This window comes from Humibacter sp. RRB41, from assembly GCF_022761015.1.
In the GTDB taxonomy this organism is placed as follows: Bacteria; Actinomycetota; Actinomycetes; order Actinomycetales; family Microbacteriaceae; genus Humibacter.
Window position 1 is genome coordinate 484,942 of the sequence record NZ_JAKWJQ010000002.1, and the last position, 18,654, is coordinate 503,595.

33 protein-coding genes are annotated in these 18,654 nt (G+C 63.8%); 4 read left to right on the forward strand and 29 right to left on the reverse strand.

The features are described 5' to 3' along the window. Window positions 1-18: 18 nt before the first annotated feature. The 15 genes from MJ603_RS08155 to MJ603_RS08225 form a co-directional block, all read right to left on the reverse strand. Window positions 19-438, reverse strand: a complete 420-nt coding sequence (locus tag MJ603_RS08155; protein WP_243063187.1) for a hypothetical protein — start codon at window positions 436-438, stop codon at window positions 19-21. Continuing rightward, window positions 431-772, reverse strand: a complete 342-nt coding sequence (locus MJ603_RS08160; RefSeq protein ID WP_243063188.1) for a DUF5403 family protein — start codon at window positions 770-772, stop codon at window positions 431-433. The genes MJ603_RS08155 and MJ603_RS08160 overlap by 8 nt, the downstream gene beginning before the upstream one ends. Beyond that, on the reverse strand, window positions 772-1,113 hold the full coding sequence (locus MJ603_RS08165; RefSeq protein WP_243063189.1) for a hypothetical protein: 342 nt from the start codon (window positions 1,111-1,113) through the stop codon (window positions 772-774). Before MJ603_RS08165 ends, MJ603_RS08160 begins: the two co-directional genes overlap by 1 nt. Beyond that, entirely contained in the window at window positions 1,110-1,505 is a 396-nt protein-coding gene (locus tag MJ603_RS08170) for a Gp19/Gp15/Gp42 family protein (protein ID WP_243063190.1), read from the reverse strand. The genes MJ603_RS08165 and MJ603_RS08170 overlap by 4 nt, the downstream gene beginning before the upstream one ends. Before the next feature lie 3 nt (window positions 1,506-1,508). Next, window positions 1,509-1,802: an SAP domain-containing protein gene (locus tag MJ603_RS08175; protein WP_243063191.1), complete on the reverse strand. Its 294-nt coding sequence runs from the start codon at window positions 1,800-1,802 to the stop codon at window positions 1,509-1,511. 2 nt (window positions 1,803-1,804) lie between these two features. Continuing rightward, window positions 1,805-2,842 (reverse strand): major capsid protein, encoded by a 1,038-nt coding sequence (locus MJ603_RS08180; RefSeq protein ID WP_243063192.1) that lies wholly within the window; start codon window positions 2,840-2,842, stop codon window positions 1,805-1,807. A 10-nt stretch (window positions 2,843-2,852) separates the two neighbouring features. Then, window positions 2,853-3,281: a head decoration protein gene (locus tag MJ603_RS08185; protein ID WP_243063193.1), complete on the reverse strand. Its 429-nt coding sequence runs from the start codon at window positions 3,279-3,281 to the stop codon at window positions 2,853-2,855. Window positions 3,282-3,303: 22 nt separating this feature from the next. Next, a complete protein-coding gene (locus tag MJ603_RS08190; RefSeq protein ID WP_243063194.1) occupies window positions 3,304-3,957 on the reverse strand; it encodes a hypothetical protein in 654 nt (217 codons plus the stop codon). Window positions 3,958-4,017: 60 nt separating this feature from the next. Then, window positions 4,018-5,067, reverse strand: a complete 1,050-nt coding sequence (locus MJ603_RS08195) for a hypothetical protein (protein WP_243063195.1) — start codon at window positions 5,065-5,067, stop codon at window positions 4,018-4,020. 4 nt (window positions 5,068-5,071) lie between these two features. After that, entirely contained in the window at window positions 5,072-6,469 is a 1,398-nt protein-coding gene (locus MJ603_RS08200; protein WP_243063196.1) for a hypothetical protein, read from the reverse strand. 10 nt (window positions 6,470-6,479) lie between these two features. After that, window positions 6,480-8,189, reverse strand: a complete 1,710-nt coding sequence (locus MJ603_RS08205) for a hypothetical protein (protein ID WP_243063197.1) — start codon at window positions 8,187-8,189, stop codon at window positions 6,480-6,482. Continuing rightward, window positions 8,189-8,659 (reverse strand): hypothetical protein, encoded by a 471-nt coding sequence (locus MJ603_RS08210; RefSeq protein ID WP_243063198.1) that lies wholly within the window; start codon window positions 8,657-8,659, stop codon window positions 8,189-8,191. Before MJ603_RS08210 ends, MJ603_RS08205 begins: the two co-directional genes overlap by 1 nt. A 176-nt stretch (window positions 8,660-8,835) precedes the next feature. After that, window positions 8,836-9,291, reverse strand: a complete 456-nt coding sequence (locus MJ603_RS08215) for a hypothetical protein (RefSeq protein WP_243063199.1) — start codon at window positions 9,289-9,291, stop codon at window positions 8,836-8,838. Beyond that, window positions 9,291-9,551: a hypothetical protein gene (locus tag MJ603_RS08220; protein WP_243063200.1), complete on the reverse strand. Its 261-nt coding sequence runs from the start codon at window positions 9,549-9,551 to the stop codon at window positions 9,291-9,293. The genes MJ603_RS08215 and MJ603_RS08220 overlap by 1 nt, the downstream gene beginning before the upstream one ends. A 54-nt stretch (window positions 9,552-9,605) precedes the next feature. Then, window positions 9,606-9,962: an HNH endonuclease gene (locus MJ603_RS08225; protein ID WP_243063201.1), complete on the reverse strand. Its 357-nt coding sequence runs from the start codon at window positions 9,960-9,962 to the stop codon at window positions 9,606-9,608. A gap of 56 nt (window positions 9,963-10,018) precedes the next feature. On the opposite strand from MJ603_RS08225, the gene MJ603_RS08230 reads away from it, so the two are divergent. Next, window positions 10,019-11,017 (forward strand): DUF2510 domain-containing protein, encoded by a 999-nt coding sequence (locus tag MJ603_RS08230; RefSeq protein WP_243063202.1) that lies wholly within the window; start codon window positions 10,019-10,021, stop codon window positions 11,015-11,017. 14 nt (window positions 11,018-11,031) lie between these two features. Here MJ603_RS08230 and MJ603_RS08235 read toward each other — a convergent pair whose 3' ends face one another. Continuing rightward, window positions 11,032-11,289: a hypothetical protein gene (locus MJ603_RS08235; RefSeq protein ID WP_243063203.1), complete on the reverse strand. Its 258-nt coding sequence runs from the start codon at window positions 11,287-11,289 to the stop codon at window positions 11,032-11,034. A 59-nt stretch (window positions 11,290-11,348) separates the two neighbouring features. Between MJ603_RS08235 and MJ603_RS08240 the strand changes: the two genes are divergently transcribed. After that, window positions 11,349-11,777, forward strand: a complete 429-nt coding sequence (locus MJ603_RS08240; RefSeq protein WP_243063204.1) for a DUF2510 domain-containing protein — start codon at window positions 11,349-11,351, stop codon at window positions 11,775-11,777. Between the two features lie 192 nt (window positions 11,778-11,969). Here MJ603_RS08240 and MJ603_RS18865 read toward each other — a convergent pair whose 3' ends face one another. The 13 genes from MJ603_RS18865 to MJ603_RS08295 all read right to left on the reverse strand — a co-directional run bounded on the left by MJ603_RS18865 (window position 11,970) and on the right by MJ603_RS08295 (window position 17,589). Further along, window positions 11,970-12,194, reverse strand: coding sequence for a helix-turn-helix domain-containing protein (locus MJ603_RS18865; RefSeq protein ID WP_374230864.1), 225 nt, complete (start codon window positions 12,192-12,194; stop codon window positions 11,970-11,972). Continuing rightward, the gene (locus MJ603_RS08245; RefSeq protein ID WP_243063205.1) at window positions 12,191-12,460 is read right to left on the reverse strand and encodes a DUF4326 domain-containing protein; all 270 of its coding nucleotides are present in this window, start codon (window positions 12,458-12,460) and stop codon (window positions 12,191-12,193) included. Before MJ603_RS08245 ends, MJ603_RS18865 begins: the two co-directional genes overlap by 4 nt. Further along, entirely contained in the window at window positions 12,453-12,725 is a 273-nt protein-coding gene (locus MJ603_RS08250) for a hypothetical protein (RefSeq protein ID WP_243063206.1), read from the reverse strand. Before MJ603_RS08250 ends, MJ603_RS08245 begins: the two co-directional genes overlap by 8 nt. A 392-nt stretch (window positions 12,726-13,117) precedes the next feature. Beyond that, entirely contained in the window at window positions 13,118-13,624 is a 507-nt protein-coding gene (locus MJ603_RS08255) for a hypothetical protein (protein WP_243063207.1), read from the reverse strand. Next, window positions 13,624-13,827 (reverse strand): hypothetical protein, encoded by a 204-nt coding sequence (locus MJ603_RS08260; RefSeq protein WP_243063208.1) that lies wholly within the window; start codon window positions 13,825-13,827, stop codon window positions 13,624-13,626. Before MJ603_RS08260 ends, MJ603_RS08255 begins: the two co-directional genes overlap by 1 nt. After that, window positions 13,824-14,477 carry a hypothetical protein gene (locus MJ603_RS08265; RefSeq protein WP_243063209.1) on the reverse strand — a complete coding sequence of 218 codons (654 nt, stop codon included), beginning with the start codon at window positions 14,475-14,477 and terminating at the stop codon, window positions 13,824-13,826. The genes MJ603_RS08260 and MJ603_RS08265 overlap by 4 nt, the downstream gene beginning before the upstream one ends. Next, window positions 14,467-14,607, reverse strand: coding sequence for a hypothetical protein (locus tag MJ603_RS08270; RefSeq protein WP_243063210.1), 141 nt, complete (start codon window positions 14,605-14,607; stop codon window positions 14,467-14,469). The genes MJ603_RS08265 and MJ603_RS08270 overlap by 11 nt, the downstream gene beginning before the upstream one ends. Continuing rightward, complete coding sequence (locus MJ603_RS08275) at window positions 14,607-14,951, reverse strand: hypothetical protein (RefSeq protein WP_243063211.1); 345 nt, start codon at window positions 14,949-14,951, stop codon at window positions 14,607-14,609. Before MJ603_RS08275 ends, MJ603_RS08270 begins: the two co-directional genes overlap by 1 nt. A 29-nt stretch (window positions 14,952-14,980) precedes the next feature. Next, window positions 14,981-16,165 (reverse strand): AAA family ATPase, encoded by a 1,185-nt coding sequence (locus tag MJ603_RS08280; RefSeq protein ID WP_243063212.1) that lies wholly within the window; start codon window positions 16,163-16,165, stop codon window positions 14,981-14,983. Beyond that, window positions 16,162-16,851 carry a helix-turn-helix domain-containing protein gene (locus MJ603_RS08285; RefSeq protein ID WP_374230873.1) on the reverse strand — a complete coding sequence of 230 codons (690 nt, stop codon included), beginning with the start codon at window positions 16,849-16,851 and terminating at the stop codon, window positions 16,162-16,164. The genes MJ603_RS08280 and MJ603_RS08285 overlap by 4 nt, the downstream gene beginning before the upstream one ends. A gap of 2 nt (window positions 16,852-16,853) precedes the next feature. Next, window positions 16,854-16,985, reverse strand: a complete 132-nt coding sequence (locus tag MJ603_RS18530; RefSeq protein WP_279238939.1) for a hypothetical protein — start codon at window positions 16,983-16,985, stop codon at window positions 16,854-16,856. Beyond that, window positions 16,982-17,182, reverse strand: coding sequence for a DUF2175 domain-containing protein (locus MJ603_RS08290; RefSeq protein WP_243063214.1), 201 nt, complete (start codon window positions 17,180-17,182; stop codon window positions 16,982-16,984). Before MJ603_RS08290 ends, MJ603_RS18530 begins: the two co-directional genes overlap by 4 nt. Continuing rightward, window positions 17,179-17,589 carry an HNH endonuclease gene (locus MJ603_RS08295; protein ID WP_243063215.1) on the reverse strand — a complete coding sequence of 137 codons (411 nt, stop codon included), beginning with the start codon at window positions 17,587-17,589 and terminating at the stop codon, window positions 17,179-17,181. Before MJ603_RS08295 ends, MJ603_RS08290 begins: the two co-directional genes overlap by 4 nt. 30 nt (window positions 17,590-17,619) lie before the next feature. Between MJ603_RS08295 and MJ603_RS08300 the strand changes: the two genes are divergently transcribed. Both MJ603_RS08300 and MJ603_RS08305 read left to right on the forward strand, forming a co-directional pair. After that, on the forward strand, window positions 17,620-18,243 hold the full coding sequence (locus MJ603_RS08300) for a hypothetical protein (RefSeq protein WP_243063216.1): 624 nt from the start codon (window positions 17,620-17,622) through the stop codon (window positions 18,241-18,243). A gap of 175 nt (window positions 18,244-18,418) precedes the next feature. After that, window positions 18,419-18,652 (forward strand): hypothetical protein, encoded by a 234-nt coding sequence (locus MJ603_RS08305; protein ID WP_243063217.1) that lies wholly within the window; start codon window positions 18,419-18,421, stop codon window positions 18,650-18,652. Window positions 18,653-18,654: the final 2 nt, after the last annotated feature.

An 18,654-nucleotide genomic window follows, 5' to 3' on the forward strand; every position in this document is an offset into this window, starting at 1 on the left:
AGGGGCGCTGGAGGGTTGTCAGTTACGAAGTGTCAGGCCGAACGATGCGGCGTACTGAGACACGTTGAGGCCGGTCAAATCAGGTGTGCCGGCTCGTGAGAAGTAGGAGATATCGGAGACGTCGGACACCCATCCGACGCCGTCGACGATCGCGGAGAGCGGGTCAGACGCCCATCCCCAGACCGTCTGGTAGGCGATGGCAGCTTCAGCTTTCGCTGCGGCGATGCCGTTCCCGAAGACGTTGATGTCGAGGATGATGTCCCACTCGCCAGGCCCGTTGAACGTCTGCCCGTCACCGAGGACGTTGAACTGCCACAGCGGCAGGTCACCGAGTGAATCCGAGTCCGTCTCCGGAATGATCCGCTTTCCCGGGTTCGCGCGCGTGAGCAGGTCGTACACGAGTTGCTCGGCGTCGAGCAGGATGATCTGCTCAACCACCGGACACCACCGGCATGCTCGCTACGGCCTTGCCCATGCTGTGCTGGCCCTTCACGTACCCCAGGACGGGACCGCCGGCTTCGTTCTTGATCACGTGGCCGAGTTCCTTCGGAACAGCCAAAGGATCAGTCGCAGCAACGAGCCTGTCGGTCACGCCACGCTTCCCCCGGGCCTTCATCACGATGATGCTCGAGGAGAACGCTCCCCCATCGCGATGCTTCTGCGCCTCAGCTTTCGCTCGAGCCGCGAGCTCCTCCGCGACGACATCCATCTCGGCAGACTCCCCCGCGATCTGCGCGGCAGTGATGCCAGCGGTCACATCGACGTCAGCCATCAGGTGCCCCCTGTCGAGTTCCTTTTCCGGAGAATGACCTCGAAGTGCCGGGTGCTCGGCGACATGTCGTACAGCTGCGCTTCGCCGACTTGGTCCCACTCCGCGCCGTCGAACGTGACGACGCAGAGCGGGCTGCCAGGCCAGGAGAGGCTGTGGAACGACATGGTGACGAAGTCGCGCAGGCCGAAGCTCACGATCTCGTCAGAGGACAACGGATGCTTGTTGCCGCGCACCTTGACCGGTGCCCCGTCGTTGACGAGCTCGTTCTGCCCGATGCTTCCCTCGACCTGCTGGCGGTTCTGCACGGTCACCACGTGTCGCGGTGCTGTGAGCAGACTCATCCCCACCCCCGTTCGACCCCGAGTCGCATCGTGCGTGGCACGGTCTTCGTCTGAGGCCCAGCGAGCGTCTCAACGTCGTCGTCCGTGAACCAGAGGTTTCCGGACGCGACCTGAGCGCGGAGTCCGTAACCGTACCCGCCGTCGTTCTCATTCGAGAACCCTTGCGGGTTGCGGATCACACGGAGCACCGCATCAGCGATGACACGCTTGTACAGGTTGATAGTGAGGTCGCCGCTGGCGAGCCGAGAAGTGATCTCAGCCCGCCAGCGCGACAGGGCGTAATCGACGGCATCCTGCACCTGCGTGGAAACGTAGGTGCAGGAGAACGCGTCCAGGTCGCCTTCGTATCGAGCAGCGACATCGCCGGCCGAAACCTCCGGGATGTCGTCCACGGTCTACTCCTGGTTCTCGGCGTCGTCCTGCGTGAGGCGCTCGACGAGTGCGGCGGTGTCGCCGTCGACAGGCAGCTCGCGTTCCGTGAGGACCGCGCGGAGCTCGTCGTCCGACTTTCCGTCGTAGGCACCCGGCTCGGATTCCTCCGCGGCCGGTTCGCCATCGTCGGGTGCGTAGACGTCCGGGTTGGTGATGAGCTTCGTGGCCCACGCGGGAATCTCTTCCCCGGCCCCGAAGATGACCACCTGCCCGTTCTTCTTCTCGACGTGCACGTGCGTGCGAGCGATCTTGGCCATGGTCAGATCACCTGCGCAGCGAACGTGTAGTTGGCCGACTGGAGGACGGGCAGCACGATCGCGGACGCGAGCACGTTGTGGCCCTCGGGGTCGCTGTCGTGGAACGCCGCAGCGAACACGCCCGGCGCCTCGGCGGTGGAGATGCCGTAATCCGAGTTGATCGCCTCCGCAGGGATGCCCCACTGAGTCGAGCCGAGCACACCACCGACACCACCGAGCTGAGGACCACCCGATGCGGGGAGCCAGATCAGCTTGTTCGAGCCGACGATGCGCTGTGTCGCACCCTTGTAGACGATCTGGTCGTCGTTGATGATGATCTGACCGAATCCGAAGGAGGAGAACACAGCCTTGACCTGGTCCTGGCTGATGATCGCCGGAAGGCTGGCGGACGCGAGTCCGGTCGCCGCACCGATGATCGACGTGTTCTTCTGCAGAGCCGCAATGACCGAGCTTGAGATCATCGCGATTGCCGGCGAAACACCGGTCACCGCGCGATACGCGGCCGCCCAGGTGGTCAGGTCGCTGAGCGCGTTCGCCGATGTGGTTGTCCACACCGTTCCCGCGGTGACGGTGTTGCCTGCAGCGCGAGCGAAGTCGATCGTGAAGATCAGCCCGTTCTCGTTCAGGGTGATGGTGCCCGTCTCGACCGCCTGGCCCTGAGCGAGTGCGACGCGTGCGGCGATCGCGGCGCCGTTGCGCTCGGCGTAGTCCTCGAATTTGCCGCCGATTGCGTCCGTCTGCCCGAACAGCGTGAGCTGGTCGTACTCGGAAACGCGCAGCTTGCGCGAGATCGCCGGGAGCTTGCCCTGAACGGACTTGCCCCCGGGCGTCTTGCCGAACGGAGACTCAGCGTCGTAGGCGCGGAACGACGCAGCTTCGGTCAGCTGCAGCGAGTTGATGTCGAAGTCATACGACAGGCCGATGTTGTCGACCGACGGAAGATACGACGGCAGGACGAACGACGCGAGAGTCGCGTCGGCCGCGGCACGCGCGACAGCGGTGAGCTGAGCCGCGGTGCGGAAAGAACTGCTGTACACCATGTCTGTTTCCTCAGCTCTCGAAGACGAACTTGCCGGCCGTGGTCGCAGCGGTGACGTCGGATGCGGCGCCGGCCTTCTGCGCCGCGATGGGCAGGTTGGCGGGAATGATGAATCCGTGCTGAAGCACGGCGACGGCGACCTTCGCCGAGACGCTGCCGTCCGGGCGCAGCAGCCCCTCCTCGAACAGGAGGAAGCCGTCGAGCGACAGCTGGCGGCCGTCGGAAGCGGTCGTGTCGTACGGGCCGTACAGACCCGACGCGGTGATCTTCGCCAGCGCGATGCCGGAGTAGAGCACCTTCGTCGACGCGTCGTAGTGTGTGCCCGAGGTGAACTTGGTGACGTCCAACGTGCGGGACTGACCAGTCGAAAGACCGTGGTCGCTTGCGAGCCAGGTCTGGTCGCGGCCGCCCGTCGAGGACACCAAAGTGGAGTAGTCCACGATGTTCCTTTCAGTGAGAGGTTTACTTGCTTGCCGGCCGGAGCTTCTCGAGACGCGCCTTGCGCATCTCAGCTATCGAGCCGGAGCCGGAACCGCCGGCGGCGGATCCGTTGCGTTGCCTCTCCAGCGCCGCCTTGACAGGGTCAGCCGGAGTGCCATTGCTGGAATCCGCGGGACCGAACGTCCCAGCGAACTCCGTCAGAGCGACCACATTCAGGTCGCCCTTCTCATCAACGAACGAGTGCGCGTCGATGTGCGCGAATGCCTTCGCCACGTCGTCATTGCTCTTGCCCGTCAGAGCCTGAAATCGGCCCATCACGGCATCCTTGAGGTACCGTTCCGCGCCGATGTTCTCGCCTTCGCGGCGAGCTTCGTCACGGGCGTCGGTGAGCGCCTTCTCCTGCTCGGTCTGATTCGCGGCCTTGAGCTGTTCCAGCTCGTCAGCCTTCGTCTTCAGATCGTCGTAGTCGGCGCGCGACTTCGCTTCGTTCTCGTGCTTCCGTGCCTGAAACTTCCAGTACGCGACTTGCTGCTCAGCCGTCATCTGCTCGATCGGCGTCTCGGCGGGGAACCCGCGCGACGCCTCCAGAGCTGCCTTCTCCGCTGCGGCTTTGTCCGCTGCTGCCTTGTCGGCGGCCGCCTTCTCTGCTGCGAGCTCTTCGGCTGTCTTGGGCATGTTCTTCCTCCGTGTCGGTGGTTGGTTGCCCATGACGGGCATGCCGGGAATCCCGGCGCATCACAGGGACTTCGCGGTCGCCTGCAACATCGCGACATAGCCGCGAAGATTCGATGTCAATCGAGTGAGAGTCGTGCGCCGATCCACGAGCGCAGTCATCTCCGGTGTGAGCCGGTCGTAGTCGAGATCCGCTGGGATCTGCTTCTGCAAGTCCGCGAGCTCCGTCGTCGCCTCGTCCAGTTGCCTACTCGCTGAGGACAGCGCGGCCGCGTTCTGCTTCCGCATCACCTCCAGCGTCGGCTTCTTGAACGCCGGCCGACCAGCCTCTTCCGGAGTGCGGAAGTGATCGCCGTGCTTCACCAGGACCGGGCCGAGCTCGCCGTGCTCGTTGATCGTGACGCGTGTGTTCAGCAGGTCCGAACCGAACTTGCTGCCCGCGCCCCGATAGAGCTCGTCGAGGTCGTCCTTGTTCAGACGGAATCCCGGGTCGTCACCCGCCACGATCGGCATCGTCGTGCAATTGTCGCCACCGTGAATCGGCATCAACTCGCCCGACTTGTAGAAGCGTTGCGACGCTACGACGCAGAGGCCGCAGCTGCCGTTTCGCGACAGTTCAGGATGGATCACACGCCGGTAGCCGACGATCGAAGGTGTCGCGTCGTAGATCCTCGTCGCCTCGTCGCGCTCGGCCAGCATGACGTCCTGCTCGGCGATGTCGCTCAACCGCTCGGTGGCCGCCTCGACTGCGTCATCGACGCTCGAGCCTTGCGACAGCGCGTAGATGAACTGTGTCGACGGCCGCGAGTAGACATCCAGTGCCGAGACGTTCGACCTCGGATACGGGTTGATCGCCGGAGGCAAGGTCAGCTTGCCGCCAAGCTCGCGCATCACCGTGGTGTTGTACGACCTGGCCTGCAACCGCATCCGCGAGGTCGCCGACGACACGAGAGTCGCCGACTTCGCCGCGAGTGCGGTCACCGCGTCAGGGTCGCGGGAATCACCGAAGTCGCCCCACAGCCCGAGCAGAAGCTTCACGAGCTGCGAGACGATCGAGTCCCGCTGCGTCGCGTGACGGTCCGAGATCGCCGCGAGACGATCCGTGGAAGCCATCCGCCTATGCCGCCGGCGCCGGGCTCAGGAACGCCTGATCCTGCAGGTTCTGCTCCTCCTGCGCCATCTCGTCCGGAGTCAGCTGGAAGATCTTCTCGTCAATCATCTTCTGCGACAGACCACCGGTCTTCGCCTGAGCGGATGCCGCGGCGCGCTCTGTGATCGAAGACCGATCGATCGGCGCCCACATCGTTGAGATGTCACCTACCTGAGCACGCTGCGCGTCGCCGAGCGCCTGGAACGCGAGGCTGTGCGCCTGGGCCAGACCTGCGTCAGCACGATCCACGAGATCCTCAACTGCGAAGATGAGCGACTCCCGGGCGAGCGACGCACCCTCCGCGGAACCATTCGCGGCGTCAGGCGACAGGATGTAGATCGGCGTCGACGTCACCGCCGCGAGGTTCTTCACGTCGTCCTTGAGCGCACCCGAGATGGGGGTGATGTCGGTGACCGCCGACTCCCAGATCTTCGCTTCCGTCGGAAGCATCCAAAGCGCGCCCGGACCGGCCTTGTAGACCTCGTCGTAGTTGATCAGCTCGCCAGCACGAGGATGCCCCGCCGGATACCGTTCGGGCAGATCACCCTGGATCGCAAGCTGACGGAACGCCTGCATGGCGATGATCTCGGACCGCTGCAGGATCGTGTGGTTCACCCGATCCAAGGAGTCGAGGTGGTTCTCGTAGACACCGACGCCGTTCCGCGTGCGGTACGACACGACCGGGACGTCCTGCGTGTATCCCAGCGGAATCGGATCTGATACCCACGTCCAACCGTCTCCGGGCGTCCACGTCGTGCCGTCGGAAGGGATCGACGACACCGCGGCGGCACGGAATGCCTGACGCATGTAGCCCGGCCGGAACAGGGTCATCAGGTCGGCGCGGTTGATCGGGTCGTACCCGACGGTGATCGCCGCCTCAGAGAGCCACGGCTGCGCCGCGAGCGGAGATGCCGCGGTGGTCCACCCGTTCGAAGGCAGGATCGTCGGCTGTGCGTCCGACGACGGCGACTGCGGGCCAGTCGTCGTGGTGAACGCTTCACCGAAGTCGACCATGTCCGAGAACACGTCCCGGATGCCGACCTTCATCGACGAACGCTTCCACGTGGTCATCGCCAACGCGTCACCGTTATCGTCGCCGGGCGCGGCCGTCTTGAACGCCAACGGCTTCATCCGGTTCGTGCGCGCCGAAGAGATCAGCTCCGCCATGTTCAGCCGCGACTGACGGATGAAGGTCTGAAATGCGATAGACGTAGCGACGGATGCCGCGGCCGGGATCATGCACGTGTTGTCCCGGTACGACTGCAGCAGCCTCAGCCTCGGGAACCCGCGACCCAACTTCGTCGCGAGTCGAAGAATCCACCAGTCATCGGAGCCAGTGACGCCTGCCTGCGTGAACATCGCCACCGCCCTCTCATCATCTGACCGCGAACGGCACGAACGTCGACTTCTCTTGCGGCTTCTGCGACACGAAATCCGCAGCAGCCTGGAACGCGAGCGTCCCCGCCATCGCGGCGTCGATCTTCTTCGACGAGTTCTTCGTCTCCTTGCCGATGACCGTCCCGCCGCGGCGCTCCCAACGACGTGCGTTTAGGAAGTGGCGCGACATGACCTTCCCCAGCGGGGTGTCGTCGTCGTGCGACATCGTCCCCGACGCGATCGCCGTATGAAGTAGCTCAAGCGCCTCAGCCATCTGCACGTCACGCTTCGTGTACCAAGCGATCTCGTTCTTCGCTGACGCCTTCACCTCGAGCTGCTCGCCGTACTCCTTCGCCCACGACCGCACCCAGTCCTGCCAGTACGGCGGGTCAGCGTAGAACGCGACCACTTCGAACTTCTCGAACGCGGCAGACACGGCAGCGTCGACGGCGTCCTGGTCGACTTCCCAGTCGTCCGCCTCCGGCCCGTCAGGCTTCTCCTGGATGTGCAACGGGAACAGATACCGGTCGCGGATCCTGCAAGCGACCAGCGCAGTCGCATCGTTCGACAGCGAACCATCGAAGCCGAGCGCAACCTTGTCGCCATTCCACGGCCGAACGAAGCCCTTCTCGAGCTTCGCCTTACGGACAAGCGCGCGGATCTGTACGCGACCACGCGGCGTCCAATCCTCCGGACTCACCCACGCGTTCTGCGCAGCCGTCCGCGCGTTCAACCGCATCCGACGCGACCGCGACTGCGGCTGCCGCGGATCCCACACCTTATTGATGAGATCCTCGAGCGAGTTCCATTCCAACGCATCCCCGTACGCATCGATCAGGCCGGCACGCAGCTCGTCCTCGTCGGCGAGATCCTTGACCTCACCCCAACGGTGATCGAACAGCAGCCGTGGCCGCTTCGCGCGGCCCTCCTCGATCGCATCCGCATACGCGTACGTCTGCTCGGCGATCGAATCCTCACCCGGCGCGAACATCGTCGTCGTCTCCAACGACCACGGCTCAGCGATCATCGACCGCTTCCCGAGGTTGTCCGCGACCGTCTGATACATCTCCCGCAACTGCGGCGAGTTGTACAAGTGCGTCTCGTCGAAGACGACGAACGTCTCCAGACCACCATCCTTCGACGATGCACCAGACGTCGACCGCACAATCTGACCGCCGCCAGGGATCACGATGCGACTCAGGCCAGGGATCACACCCCACGCCTGCAAGTCGAACAGCGGCGCCCGCGAATCCGTCAGGTTGTAGTGAATCGTGCCGAACGTGTTCCCGGTCTGCTCCTCCTCTGTCGCGAGGATCCGCACGAACGGGGACGTGACAGTCCGACCCATCGGCTCGCCACGCTTATACGTATACGTGTGGCCGAGGAACTCGTACTTCTCGCCGCCATTCGCCCAACCTGCGAACCGGGCAGGACCGAACGCTTCGAACAACGCCACCTTCGCGGCCAGCCCCGACTTATCGCATCCCTTCGGGCGCGACAGGAACCCTGAGTCATACAGGCGGCGGCCTCGCGCGTCGAGCGTGTAGCAGTCGACGATGAAGCCGGTGTACTCGTCGCCGAAACGCACCGGCTGCCCGACAACATCGCCAGGGCCGTGCACGGTGAAGGTCTCAATCCACCAGGTGGCCAACCACCCCAGGGAAAGCTTGCGGTCATGTCCGGGCGCCGTGATCACCCGGCGAGGCATCAGGCCCCGGTCAAACGGGAACGACGGTCATCGATCGACGTCACGTTTCCCGACGCCGCCTGATGTGTACCAGGGGTGTCCGACGGCAGCCCGACACCGATCTCCACACGGAGCCTCGAGCGGTCCTCCGGCGTCGCACCGAACTTCTGCACCCGCAACCGCACCTCGGCGGCGAGCTCCCACTTGCCGGCGCTCCACATCTCGTGATGCATCAGGGCAGTGTCCAGCAGGAAGTCCCAGTCAGGGCCGGTCATCATCCGCAACGCCTGTGGCGACTCACGCCAGTGATTCCACCAGGCGATCGTGCGCGGATGCCACTTCGTTCGAACGCTCTTCCCGTCGCGGCCGACCTTCATCAGAGGCGGCAACGCCATCCCACGCTTCTTGCCATCAGCGACAAGCTTGACGGTCTCCTTGTTGTCCCGCTCACGCGAACGAGAACCAGCAGGAGCAGGGCCACGACCAGCCATGACGAACCTCCATGTCGGATGTCCCGGCACCATGACGGCGCGCGAGAGCGCGGTTGAAACGAATCCACCCAGACCCGCGCAGATCGCGAGCAGCAGAACGCGAAGCGAGCTGGAAGGGGTCTGGGGGGGTGTTCCCCCCTCCCCTGTTGTGGGGTGGTGACCGGTCCGGATGGGTACTAGTCGACTTTGCGAATGGCCAAGGTCTGCCGGTAGCGCTTTCGTCCACCGGGCGTGGTGTATTCCACGTATGCGCTGAGATACGGTCCCACGACGTCGGTGGTGCCGGCGAGTGGCGTGTTCGGTTGTGGAGCATCAGGGGTGAAGATGAGGTCTTCCCTGGTATGCCCGTACACTGCGCCTTCGATGGAGGCACGGTATTCGTGTCGTTTCTGCCCGCGTTCGTACTCGATTGTGATCGTCGGTGACACGGCTGTTCCGTCCGCCGTGTTCTCGAGCGCCCACCCTGCGATGCGGTGAATCTTTCCGGCAGCCGCGGCCTGGTTTGGAATCAGAGTGAATTGCACGCGACGCGCGTCTGCGCGTGTCCAGTGTGCCGACAGCGCCTGCCAACCAGTAAAGGCTGCCGCGAGGATCGCGACTATGAGTGCCGCAACGCTTAGCGCGATCGCCATCAAAGGTGAGCTTCGAGGTGATCGAGGTCGTTGTCGAATGGCGATTGATTGATGTCGACCTTCTTGACGTACCGCCGGAGCACGCCGCCGCGAGGGTCAGGTGTCTCCACAATGTCACCTTCGTACACGTGCTCGTGGACGGCGAAGAATGCCGAGTCTTGCACCACGGTTGCTTTGGTGCTGATTCGTTCCTCGACTGCCGTCCCGGGCGCATGCACGATCACGACATCTTGTGGCGGAAAGTGATCGAAGATCCCCATGGTCACCATTGTGCTCCGTACGCGGCGTGTGTCCGCACCCCCGAACGGAGGGAATCAGAACGGCGGAGGTTCGAGCTCCCGTCGATCGGCGACGAGGCCAGGATGCACGGGCTTCGGTGCGGCCTGCTTATGCGCGCGACGTGCGGCACCTGATGCTTGGCCGCCTTCGTGGCTCGACTTCCATCGGTGATGCCAACCACAGAGTGACTGCAGGTTCGAGTCGTCGTCGGTGCCGCCGTCGGCGCTGCTGATGCGGTGGTCGACGTCGGTTGCTGGTCGGAGGCACTTGCGTTGGGTGTCGCCGCGGACCCATTGGCAGCGGCCGCCGTCACGCTTCAGGATGCGCGAGCGGATCTCCGCCCAGTTCGGTGGCAGTGTCTGCCGGCGGTTGCTGCCTTCCCAGCCAGCCATCACCACCCCTGTTCGTGTGGTCGCGAGCCGTCGAAGCCAGGCGTACGATCCGCCTCGTGAGCAGCAACGGAGCTAGCATTCCGGCCGGTTGGTACGACGACGGTTCGGGCAATCGGAGATGGTGGGACGGGTCGACGTGGACCGACCATGTCCAGCAGAGTGTCGCTGCAGGTTGGTATCCGGACCCGGATGACTCCCGACGTAGACGTTGGTGGGACGGCATCGCATGGGGTGCTGTCGAATCCGTCCCGACACCGGTCGTATCCACGGCTCCTGCTACGCCTGCTGCTAGCCGACGTGAGAAGCGCGCCGTTCAGCGTGGGGACGGGTTCGTTCCGTCGACACTGGTCGAATACTTCGACCTGCGCGGTTATGGTGACGTCGAGGTCGTTGGCGAGGCTTATCACGATCGTGCGATGGAGATAGTGGGCCGTGGTCTGCCTGAGGGCGGCCACGTCATCGCGGTGCTTGTTCCCGAGCCGGAGAACTCCCACGACCGGAACGCTGTACGGATCGACGTATTGCTCGAGAGCATGCATTACACGGTCGGGTACCTTTCGCGTGATATTGCCGCGTCCTATCAGGCCGTGTTGTTGCCTGAGCTTCAGCGTGGACGCTACGGCATGGTTCGCGCGGACTATTGGCGTGGGCACTCGACCACTCAGGTGTATCTGCGGCTCGGCGACCCGGGCTCGATCCTGCCCCCAAAACTGCCGGTTGAAAACGGCGTCTTCATTGGAGGCATCCGTTCCGTGACAGTCACTGGAGAGGAAGACCACCAAGACGTGCTCAACGCCGCAATAGGCCGGAACGAGGTCCTTGTTGACGTCTTCAGTCTTGGGTTCTGCGACATCGTCAAGGGCAAGTACGCCGGAGCGCGGGCAATCGAGGTCGTCTATGCCGGTCAGCGAGTTGGTCAGCTCACGCGAGCGATGTCTGAGCGTTACGAACCTCGTGTCACTCGAATCATCGACGAGGGTGGCATGGCGTTCAGCGAGGGTGTCGTACAGCGTTCAGGTGATCGAGGTCTGCAAGTTGAACTGATGATGCCTTAGACGGAAGCTGGTCGTCAGCCTTTACCCAACGGGTTCTTGCCCTTCGCTTCCGCTGGCCAGTGGTGGAAGACGTCGTGGTACCAGGCGGAGACGATCTGGTCGAGGTACTGCGGTGGCACCTTGTCGGCCAGGTGAGTGTGCAGGGCGGTCCATGGATGCGGGCTCGCTGCCCACTTCGCCAGGCCCGGACCGAGCGTCCAATACCAGCGGAGATAGCCGCGTGAACCGGGTTTCGGATCGGGCGCGGCGTCGACATAGATGGGATTGGCCATCAGGATCACCCCCGATCGTGTGCCAGGCTGCCGAGCCTTCTCGGCGGTACGATCCGGGCATGGGACTCATCAGGAAGACGATGAGCGTCAGCACGCTCGGAATGATCGACTACCGCTCCGACAAAGAGCGGACAGCTCGCAGCACCAGGCTGACGAAAGAGGCGACCCGGAAGGGCAACAAGCAGCATAAGAGGCTGCTCGAGGCTCAGAACGCGATGATCGCTCAGCAGATGGCGGCGCAGCAGCAGATCATGGCGATGCAGGCTGCACAGTTCGCGCCGGCGACCGCGCCGGGTTGGTTCGACGACGGCAATGGTCAGATGCGTTGGTGGGACGGCCGCCAATGGGGTGCCGTCACGCCGCCTCAACCGACCGCCGCGTTGACTGCTCCGGCCGGATGGTACGACGACCCTGACGACGCGGGCCAGCAACGGTACTGGGATGGCTCAGCGTGGACTGAGCATCGGCACGACCCGTACGTGAAGTGAAGGCGGGGCGGTCGTCTGGCCGAATGGGTACGACCGCCCCGAGCTGACCGTTTCGCGCCCCCACGGCAGCGGAGGCCAAGTCCGCACCGCCGGGCAGAAGGGCTGCCACACATGGCAAACGCCCCGGATCGATCTTCGATCCCGGGGCGCTGACACCTTGCGGTGACGCTAGTCTACGTGATGAGTGGTGCACTATTCGGCAGTGGTTCGTCGGCGTGTCCGACGATCAGGGTCGGCTGCCCATCGGAGCAGTTCGGCTCGGTTCACGTATCGGTGGTTGCCGATCCTCACGGCAGGTAGGCCTTGCTGAATCCACCTAGTGATCGTCGACTTGTCTCGGCGTATCAAGAACGCGGCATCCGTCGGCCGTAGATGATCGCGCCGACGGAGCTGTGCCCGGCGCTCGTCGTCTGTCATGCGTTCGCGAGTTCGAGCAGCACATCCGCGTGACACGGCTGATCGAGCCGGCACCAGCAGGCCAGATTATGCCCGGCGAGCTCGTCGCGAATCCGTTCCGAGCCCAGCACCTGGATCGCGTAGAGACGGAACATTCCGATCGCCGCATCACGCCCGTACCGTTCGACGCTGTATGGGTTGCCCCACTTCGACGGCCGCGCCACAACAACGGTGTTCTCCGGCTTGCGCCACCCCTTCGTGCGGCGCAGCTGCACACGCTCAGGCATCGGTTCCCTGCTCTCGTATCGCCCGGACAGTATCACCCGGCGTCTCGCTTGCAATCCACGGACGGTCGAGATTGGATGCGGCGATCTGTGCGTCTTTCTCGCGTTGCTCGGCTGCGGCTTCACGACGCACACGAGCGATTACGTTGGGCAGAAACTCAGCCAGGATCGCATCAGCGAGGAACCAACCGGCTTCGTATCCCGCATCCCCGTCGAGCTTCTTGTTGATCAGGTTCGCCAGCTTGTCGCGGTCGGTGTCGTCACTCATCGATCGCCCCCAATGCGTCGGTCACGGCACGGACGGTCGGGCACGGCCACGCCACGCTGCACGTTGAGCAGTAGTGCATCCGATCCGTGAGCGCTTCCTCGGAGTGCAGTGCGAGTACGTTCTCGACCGCCGACAGAAGCGCAGGAATATCGCGCCAGGATTGACTTGGGGCGGCACTAGCCCTCTTGCACATCCGCGCCAGGGTCTCGTTCACGTCAGCCATCACTCGCCTCCGTCCTTCGTTTCGCGATAGTCATATGTGATTCGGTGGGTCCGTGTTTCAAAAACCACCGGACCGTCCTTGCGACGACGGTGCATGGCGCGGTGATTCGGAACGCCGAAGCTGTTGATCGATCTCTTGCACCATGTACACCACCATTGAGTGCTAGCCATCACTCGCCTCCGTTGCGCTCACACCGCGGGTTATCCGGGTCGTGGACACCGCCCCAACCGCATGTACACGGCTTCGGTTCGTCCGCTGCGGCATCCAGGATGGCGTTGCGTAGCATCTCGACGTGGTCTGTGTAGGTGCCCACCAGGTACACCATCTCGTCCGGATGGTGCACAGCAGCGACGCTCTCCCACATCCCGGCTATATGCTTCACCGCCTGTAGCTGTGCTGTGAGACGCGCGTTCTCAGCCTCGGCGCGCTCCGCACGCTTCTGCCACGCATCCATGCCCCACTCGACGCGAATCTCCGCGAGTTCAGCCTCGGCACGCTCCGCAGTCTTCCGCCACCCAACGGCTGCCTGCTCAGCGGCATGCTTTTCGCCGCGTAGTCGTTCGACTTCGGCATGCTCAGCTTCGAGGGCATCTTGCAGGCGTCGTACCTCGTTCTCGAGCTCGACGATGCCGATCTGCTGGCGTCGACGGATCACTGCTCCTATTGGGTCGGTCATCACATCACTTCCCGTCCCGACGCGTAGTCGGCGCCGCGCTCGATCATCGCTTCGCGCTCCACGTCGATCCCGTGGCACGAGCACATCGTGTTCGCGCACCCGAACCCCGGCGTCTTGCACCTTGCGCAGCAGTGCAACGCTGTCGCCCGTTCACGCGGGCCCACCGTCACCTGCGGCGTGTACGGCTTCCGCAGCTCGTTCATGCGACCCTCCGCAGCTCACGAGCCACCTCACGTGCCGGTGCTTCCCACCCGCACTCATCACACGCGACACGAGCCTTCGTGGAGTCCTCGCCAGCCCAATCGACGAACACGTCCTCCACACCGCACGCCGGGCACGCCCTCGACGCTGTAGGCCGTTCACGACGAGCTCGCATCGGATACCGCTGTCGCAGCTCCCAGAGGAACTCCGTCACATCCGTCCGATAATCGTCGACGCTCGAATGCGCTCCGATCGCGTCATCGTGGATCAGCAGCCACGACGTCTGCAACGACACCAGCATCCGCGCACCCAACGGTGTCGTCGCGGCCTTGAACCCCTGCCAGTCCCGCTTCAGGTTCGCCCACGCCGTCACGTGCGTCGCCGGCGGATCCAGCTGTAGCTTCTCCGCCCAGTACTGCACCCACTCGATCAAACGCACGTACCGTTCATCGCCGTCGTCCACCGCGGTGATCCGCAGCGGTGCCGCCCACTCGCGCAGCGTCTCCCCCGCCTCCGAATGCCCAGACAGCGCGATCGTCCGCACGTGCTCGAACAGCGCCGGCGCTTCCGTCAACGCCCTCTCAGCACGCCACGCCAAGACGCGCGCAGCCTGCTCCTCTTCCGTCTCCTGACGGTCGAGTTCAACGATCACCAGACCCCTTCCCCTTCACGACGACCACCATCTGCTTCACGACACTCACGACCAGCAAAGCCACCACCGCAACGATCACGATCGCCAGCCCGGCGGCGAGCACCCACAACAACAGCACCCATGGGCTCATCAGAACCGCTCCCCCGGCTGCTCCCACGGCTCCGCATCCGGCGCCGACGCTGCTGGGGCTGAGATGTGCTCGATCAGGCGAGCACCATTCAGCGACACATCCGCGACCGGGAACGCTTCACCCTCATCCGGCGTGACCATGCGTCCTCGAGATGATGCGAACCCTGATGCTGAGATCACATCGCCCGGCTCGATGTCTGGCTTCTCTTTGAACCACAACGTCACCCAGCTCTTCCGCTCCGGGCCATCCTTGGGCGTATACGTCTCGTACACTGCCGCGCCCCATGTCCCGTGCTTCGTCTCGAACACTCGATCAACGTGTGCCCGCTCAACGGTTGCCTTCATTGCGTGTTTCCTTCCCAGAATTGAGGCGACTAATCGACCGGCCGCCACGGCCATCTCTGCTGTCCGTCCTTCGCCGCGCGCCCCAACTTCGCTGGCCATGCACGCTGGTCCCTGTCACCACGCCAACGGACGAGATCCGCGTGCAGGGGGTTCTTCGTGTTCCGTCGCAGACCAATCCCGAACTCCGGCCACCCCATAAGCGCCGCCGATCCGCGTGGCCGCATGTCGCGCTCGCCCTTCGGGTTCGTCGCGTGGCCGGCGTGCGCTTCGATCACCAACGCGATGCCGCGGTCACGGATCGTGTCGAGGTTCGCCAGGAGTGGCGCCGCGTCGTCGTCGGAGTTGATCGCGCGCGGGATCAGCCGGTACAGCGGTCCGATGAACAGCACGTCCGGCCGGTTCTGATCGATCAGCCTGTGCACCTGCCCCAGATCGATGTCCCGCGACAGGTCCAGCCGTCGGACGCACGCGAGCTGCATGTTCTCCGACGGATCGGTCGAAGTGATCGTCACCGCCGAGTTCGCCCACTTCCGCGTCTCGCGCGCCCACTGCTTCTCCGTGTTCTCCGCATCGATCACGAGCACCCGTGCAGGCGGGATCGCCCACTCACGGAACGGGTGGATGCCGGCGGCCGCGGTGATCGCCAGTTGACGGACCAGCGTCGACTTGCCGAACCCTTCAGGGCCGGTGATCATGACGCGGTCCTTCCGCTCGAGCAGACCGTCGATCGCCCAGTCGTACTCGGCATCCGTGCTCAACACGTCCAGAAGGGGCACCGCGGTGAGCTCGTCGATGATGTGGTCCTCACGGATGCCGCGCAGATCCTCGAGTGCCTGCTCCAGCACCTTGTCTGGCGTCTCCTGACTGACGGTGTCCTCGATCCGTTTCGCCGCCACGGTGAGGGCGCGCTGCATCGCGTTCCGACGGATCTGCGCCGCGTACACGCTGACGTTCGCCGCGTGCGGAACCTGCGACGTCCACCCGAACAGGTCCGACGCCTCGATGCCGCGCACACCCCAGTCGAGCAGGTGCCCGCTGACAGTGATCGTGTCGATCGGTTCCTGCTGCGCAACCATCCGCGCCATCCCCGAGAACAGCTGCGCAAGCCGAGGATCAGCGAAGTCCCTCGGTGTGCACTCCGCCACAACCTCACGCATCCGCTTGCCGTCAAGCAACAGCGACGCGATCACGACTCGTTCGACGTCGAGGCTCACGCGCGCATCATCCACTCGTCGACGCCGAAATCATCGCCGGTCACACCAGGACGATCATTCCGCTCGGGAAGCAGCTCGTCATCCCAGCTGCCACGGTTCAGCCACGTCATCGGATGCGGGATGAACTTCTTCTCCGGCAGATTCGGGTCCGCCGCGAACCGACGAGCACCCTCGAGGATCACCTCCGAACCGACACGCTTCGCCGCCTTGACGAACGCACTCCGAGCACCCTCCTTAGCGACCTTCCTCGGGTACATAGACCAGAACGAATCGAACGCATCAGTCACCGGATTTACGTCTATACGTATAAGAGAGGTGTGAACCGACACCGTGTCGGGGAATAATGACTCCGCTGTCGGGGAATCCGAACCATTCCCCGACACTTTGTCGGTGGAAGTTTGGGCCCACGGAACAGCTATCGCGAACTCATTCGGCCGGCTCTTCGAGCCCTTCGCGTGTGTCAACAGACCTCGATGGCGGAGACTCGGAATCAGCCTCTCGATCGTCCGTCGATCCACTCGCACCTTCCGCGCGAGCCCGTCATACGTGAGATCGTCCTCATTTGCCATGAACCTGCATCGCCCGTTGTCGTCGGCCACATCGGCCAACGCGAGCAGCAGGATCATCTCGTTCCCGTTGAGCTTGGCAGTCGCACTGTCATGCCAAACCCAACTGGACACCTTCACACTCAATCGCTCTCCTTGTCGAAGTCGCCGCGCTCGATGCGCCGCAACAATCCCTCGTACACCGCAGCCACCAACGGCTTCCCGGTCGCGGCACGCTCACCCAGCCACGTCTTCAGACGCTCGCCGTCGATCACTGGTCCTCCTCGCACGCGCACGGCTTCACAAGCCAGCACACCTGGCACACGTCCGCGGCCTCCGCGTTCCGCAACGCCCACGGCTCGCACTCGAGATGCACAACCTCGTCATCGACGAACACGACCAGCTGACCCGGCATGACCTCGGCGCCGCAGCCTCCGCACTTCCCGCCGTAACGGGCCTGGAATGCGCTCATGCCGCCTGCTCCCATCGTTCATACTCATCCGGGTATATATCCGTCATCAGTGCTCGTGCGGCAGCAGTCGAGATCCACTCCCGACCACCGTCCAGGCGGAGCAGATGCCAACCGCCCAGCAGCGGATACCGCACCGGCACGGCGCCAGCACCGAACCGATCAGCCGCCCAGCCGCGCACCTTCCACCCGTTCAGCAGCGCCCGCTCTTGCAGGTGAGCCTCGAAGCTGTCGTTGCAGAGCACGCACGCCGTCACCCCGTCGGACACGGTCGGCTTCAGCTTTGAGCCGCCCATGCCGACCGCTGAGCGGTGCTGGAATTCCAGTGGCGACCGGTGACCGCAGGCGACGCACTGTCGGCCGTCACGGGCATACACGGCCGCTCTGACACTCGCTGTGGGGGCGGTCATGCGATCACCAGCACCGATAGAGTGCGAGCCGTGCTGATTCCGTCGCCCACTTCATCGCTGCAGGACATTCGCGTGGACGTCCGTGACTTCCCGATGGATTGGTGGACATTCGCGCTTACGGGGCTTGGAATTGTTGCCACGGTAGCGATTGCACTACTTACGCTTCGCGCGACGCGGATCGCCGAAGCGAGCCGAACGACGGCGGATGCCGCGCAGACTCGAGCTCTCGAGGCATATGTGGCTGCTCTGAACACGTCAGAAACTGCAACCAATGGACAGATCCGAGCTATCGAGGCGCTCGTCGAGAGGGTGAACGGCGCGGTGCAGACGCCCGAGACCGAAACAGCGTCGGACTCAGAACCTAAGGACACCGTCATGTGGAGCCTCGAGCGAGACAGCGGTGCCGGAAGAGGGAGATGGATGGTTCGCAACGTTGGAACCGCCATCGCGCGCGCAACATCACTGCACGGTCTAACGGACATCGATAACCGTGATCTATATGTCTTCGGCGACCAACCTCGCGACCTCGACCAAAATGGCTTTATCCAATTCTCGATAGAGCGCAGCATGGCGAGCCCGCCGGCGACTGTAGTGGTCCTCGATTGGACTGACGCCTTCGGCAAGTTCGAAGAAACACGGATGGTCGTCGCGTAATCTTCCGAATTCGCGCCGCACCGTTCCATCAACCTGAAGTGATGCGCAAGCTGCAAGTGCTTCACGCTGCACCGTCCATCTCGATGAGGTCGAACAACGACTTTGTTCGAGCACTTGGGCTGCGCGTCGCACTTGGGGATAACCATGCGATCTTCACCAGGCATAGAGTGCGGCCATGGCGATCAACAGGCAGTACCTGACCGATGCTCGGACGTATTGGCAGCAGTCGTACGACGCGATCTACTCCGCTCAGGAGGGAAGCCGACCGATCCAGAAGAGACTCGATGACGCCATCTCCGGCCTCGACCACTGCCATACCGCAATCGACGATCTGATCCATTGGGCAGAGCAGGCTACTCGAGAGCTTGAACGACTGGGCGTCTCGATCGAGAGCGCAGAGATCGACTGAAG

Excerpts from the sequence above, each read along its gene's own strand:
- MJ603_RS08160 (WP_243063188.1), bottom strand. The coding sequence starts at position 772 with ATGGCTGACGTCGATGTGACCGCTGGCATCACTGCCGCGCAGATCGCG.
- MJ603_RS08165 (WP_243063189.1), bottom strand. The coding sequence starts at position 1,113 with ATGAGTCTGCTCACAGCACCGCGACACGTGGTGACCGTGCAGAACCGC.
- MJ603_RS08175 (WP_243063191.1), bottom strand. The coding sequence starts at position 1,802 with ATGGCCAAGATCGCTCGCACGCACGTGCACGTCGAGAAGAAGAACGGG.
- MJ603_RS08180 (WP_243063192.1), bottom strand. The coding sequence starts at position 2,842 with ATGGTGTACAGCAGTTCTTTCCGCACCGCGGCTCAGCTCACCGCTGTC.
- MJ603_RS08190 (WP_243063194.1), bottom strand. The coding sequence starts at position 3,957 with ATGCCCAAGACAGCCGAAGAGCTCGCAGCAGAGAAGGCGGCCGCCGAC.
- MJ603_RS08195 (WP_243063195.1), bottom strand. The coding sequence starts at position 5,067 with ATGGCTTCCACGGATCGTCTCGCGGCGATCTCGGACCGTCACGCGACG.
- MJ603_RS08205 (WP_243063197.1), bottom strand. The coding sequence starts at position 8,189 with ATGCCTCGCCGGGTGATCACGGCGCCCGGACATGACCGCAAGCTTTCC.
- MJ603_RS08210 (WP_243063198.1), bottom strand. The coding sequence starts at position 8,659 with ATGGCTGGTCGTGGCCCTGCTCCTGCTGGTTCTCGTTCGCGTGAGCGG.
- MJ603_RS08215 (WP_243063199.1), bottom strand. The coding sequence starts at position 9,291 with ATGGCGATCGCGCTAAGCGTTGCGGCACTCATAGTCGCGATCCTCGCG.
- MJ603_RS08220 (WP_243063200.1), bottom strand. The coding sequence starts at position 9,551 with ATGGGGATCTTCGATCACTTTCCGCCACAAGATGTCGTGATCGTGCAT.
- MJ603_RS08225 (WP_243063201.1), bottom strand. The coding sequence starts at position 9,962 with ATGGCTGGCTGGGAAGGCAGCAACCGCCGGCAGACACTGCCACCGAAC.
- MJ603_RS08235 (WP_243063203.1), bottom strand. The coding sequence starts at position 11,289 with ATGGCCAATCCCATCTATGTCGACGCCGCGCCCGATCCGAAACCCGGT.
- MJ603_RS08240 (WP_243063204.1), top strand. The coding sequence starts at position 11,349 with ATGGGACTCATCAGGAAGACGATGAGCGTCAGCACGCTCGGAATGATC.
- MJ603_RS18865 (WP_374230864.1), bottom strand. The coding sequence starts at position 12,194 with ATGACAGACGACGAGCGCCGGGCACAGCTCCGTCGGCGCGATCATCTA.
- MJ603_RS08245 (WP_243063205.1), bottom strand. The coding sequence starts at position 12,460 with ATGCCTGAGCGTGTGCAGCTGCGCCGCACGAAGGGGTGGCGCAAGCCG.
- MJ603_RS08250 (WP_243063206.1), bottom strand. The coding sequence starts at position 12,725 with ATGAGTGACGACACCGACCGCGACAAGCTGGCGAACCTGATCAACAAG.
- MJ603_RS08255 (WP_243063207.1), bottom strand. The coding sequence starts at position 13,624 with ATGACCGACCCAATAGGAGCAGTGATCCGTCGACGCCAGCAGATCGGC.
- MJ603_RS08260 (WP_243063208.1), bottom strand. The coding sequence starts at position 13,827 with ATGAACGAGCTGCGGAAGCCGTACACGCCGCAGGTGACGGTGGGCCCG.
- MJ603_RS08270 (WP_243063210.1), bottom strand. The coding sequence starts at position 14,607 with ATGAGCCCATGGGTGCTGTTGTTGTGGGTGCTCGCCGCCGGGCTGGCG.
- MJ603_RS08275 (WP_243063211.1), bottom strand. The coding sequence starts at position 14,951 with ATGAAGGCAACCGTTGAGCGGGCACACGTTGATCGAGTGTTCGAGACG.
- MJ603_RS08290 (WP_243063214.1), bottom strand. The coding sequence starts at position 17,182 with ATGAGCGCATTCCAGGCCCGTTACGGCGGGAAGTGCGGAGGCTGCGGC.
- MJ603_RS08295 (WP_243063215.1), bottom strand. The coding sequence starts at position 17,589 with ATGACCGCCCCCACAGCGAGTGTCAGAGCGGCCGTGTATGCCCGTGAC.
- MJ603_RS08305 (WP_243063217.1), top strand. The coding sequence starts at position 18,419 with ATGGCGATCAACAGGCAGTACCTGACCGATGCTCGGACGTATTGGCAG.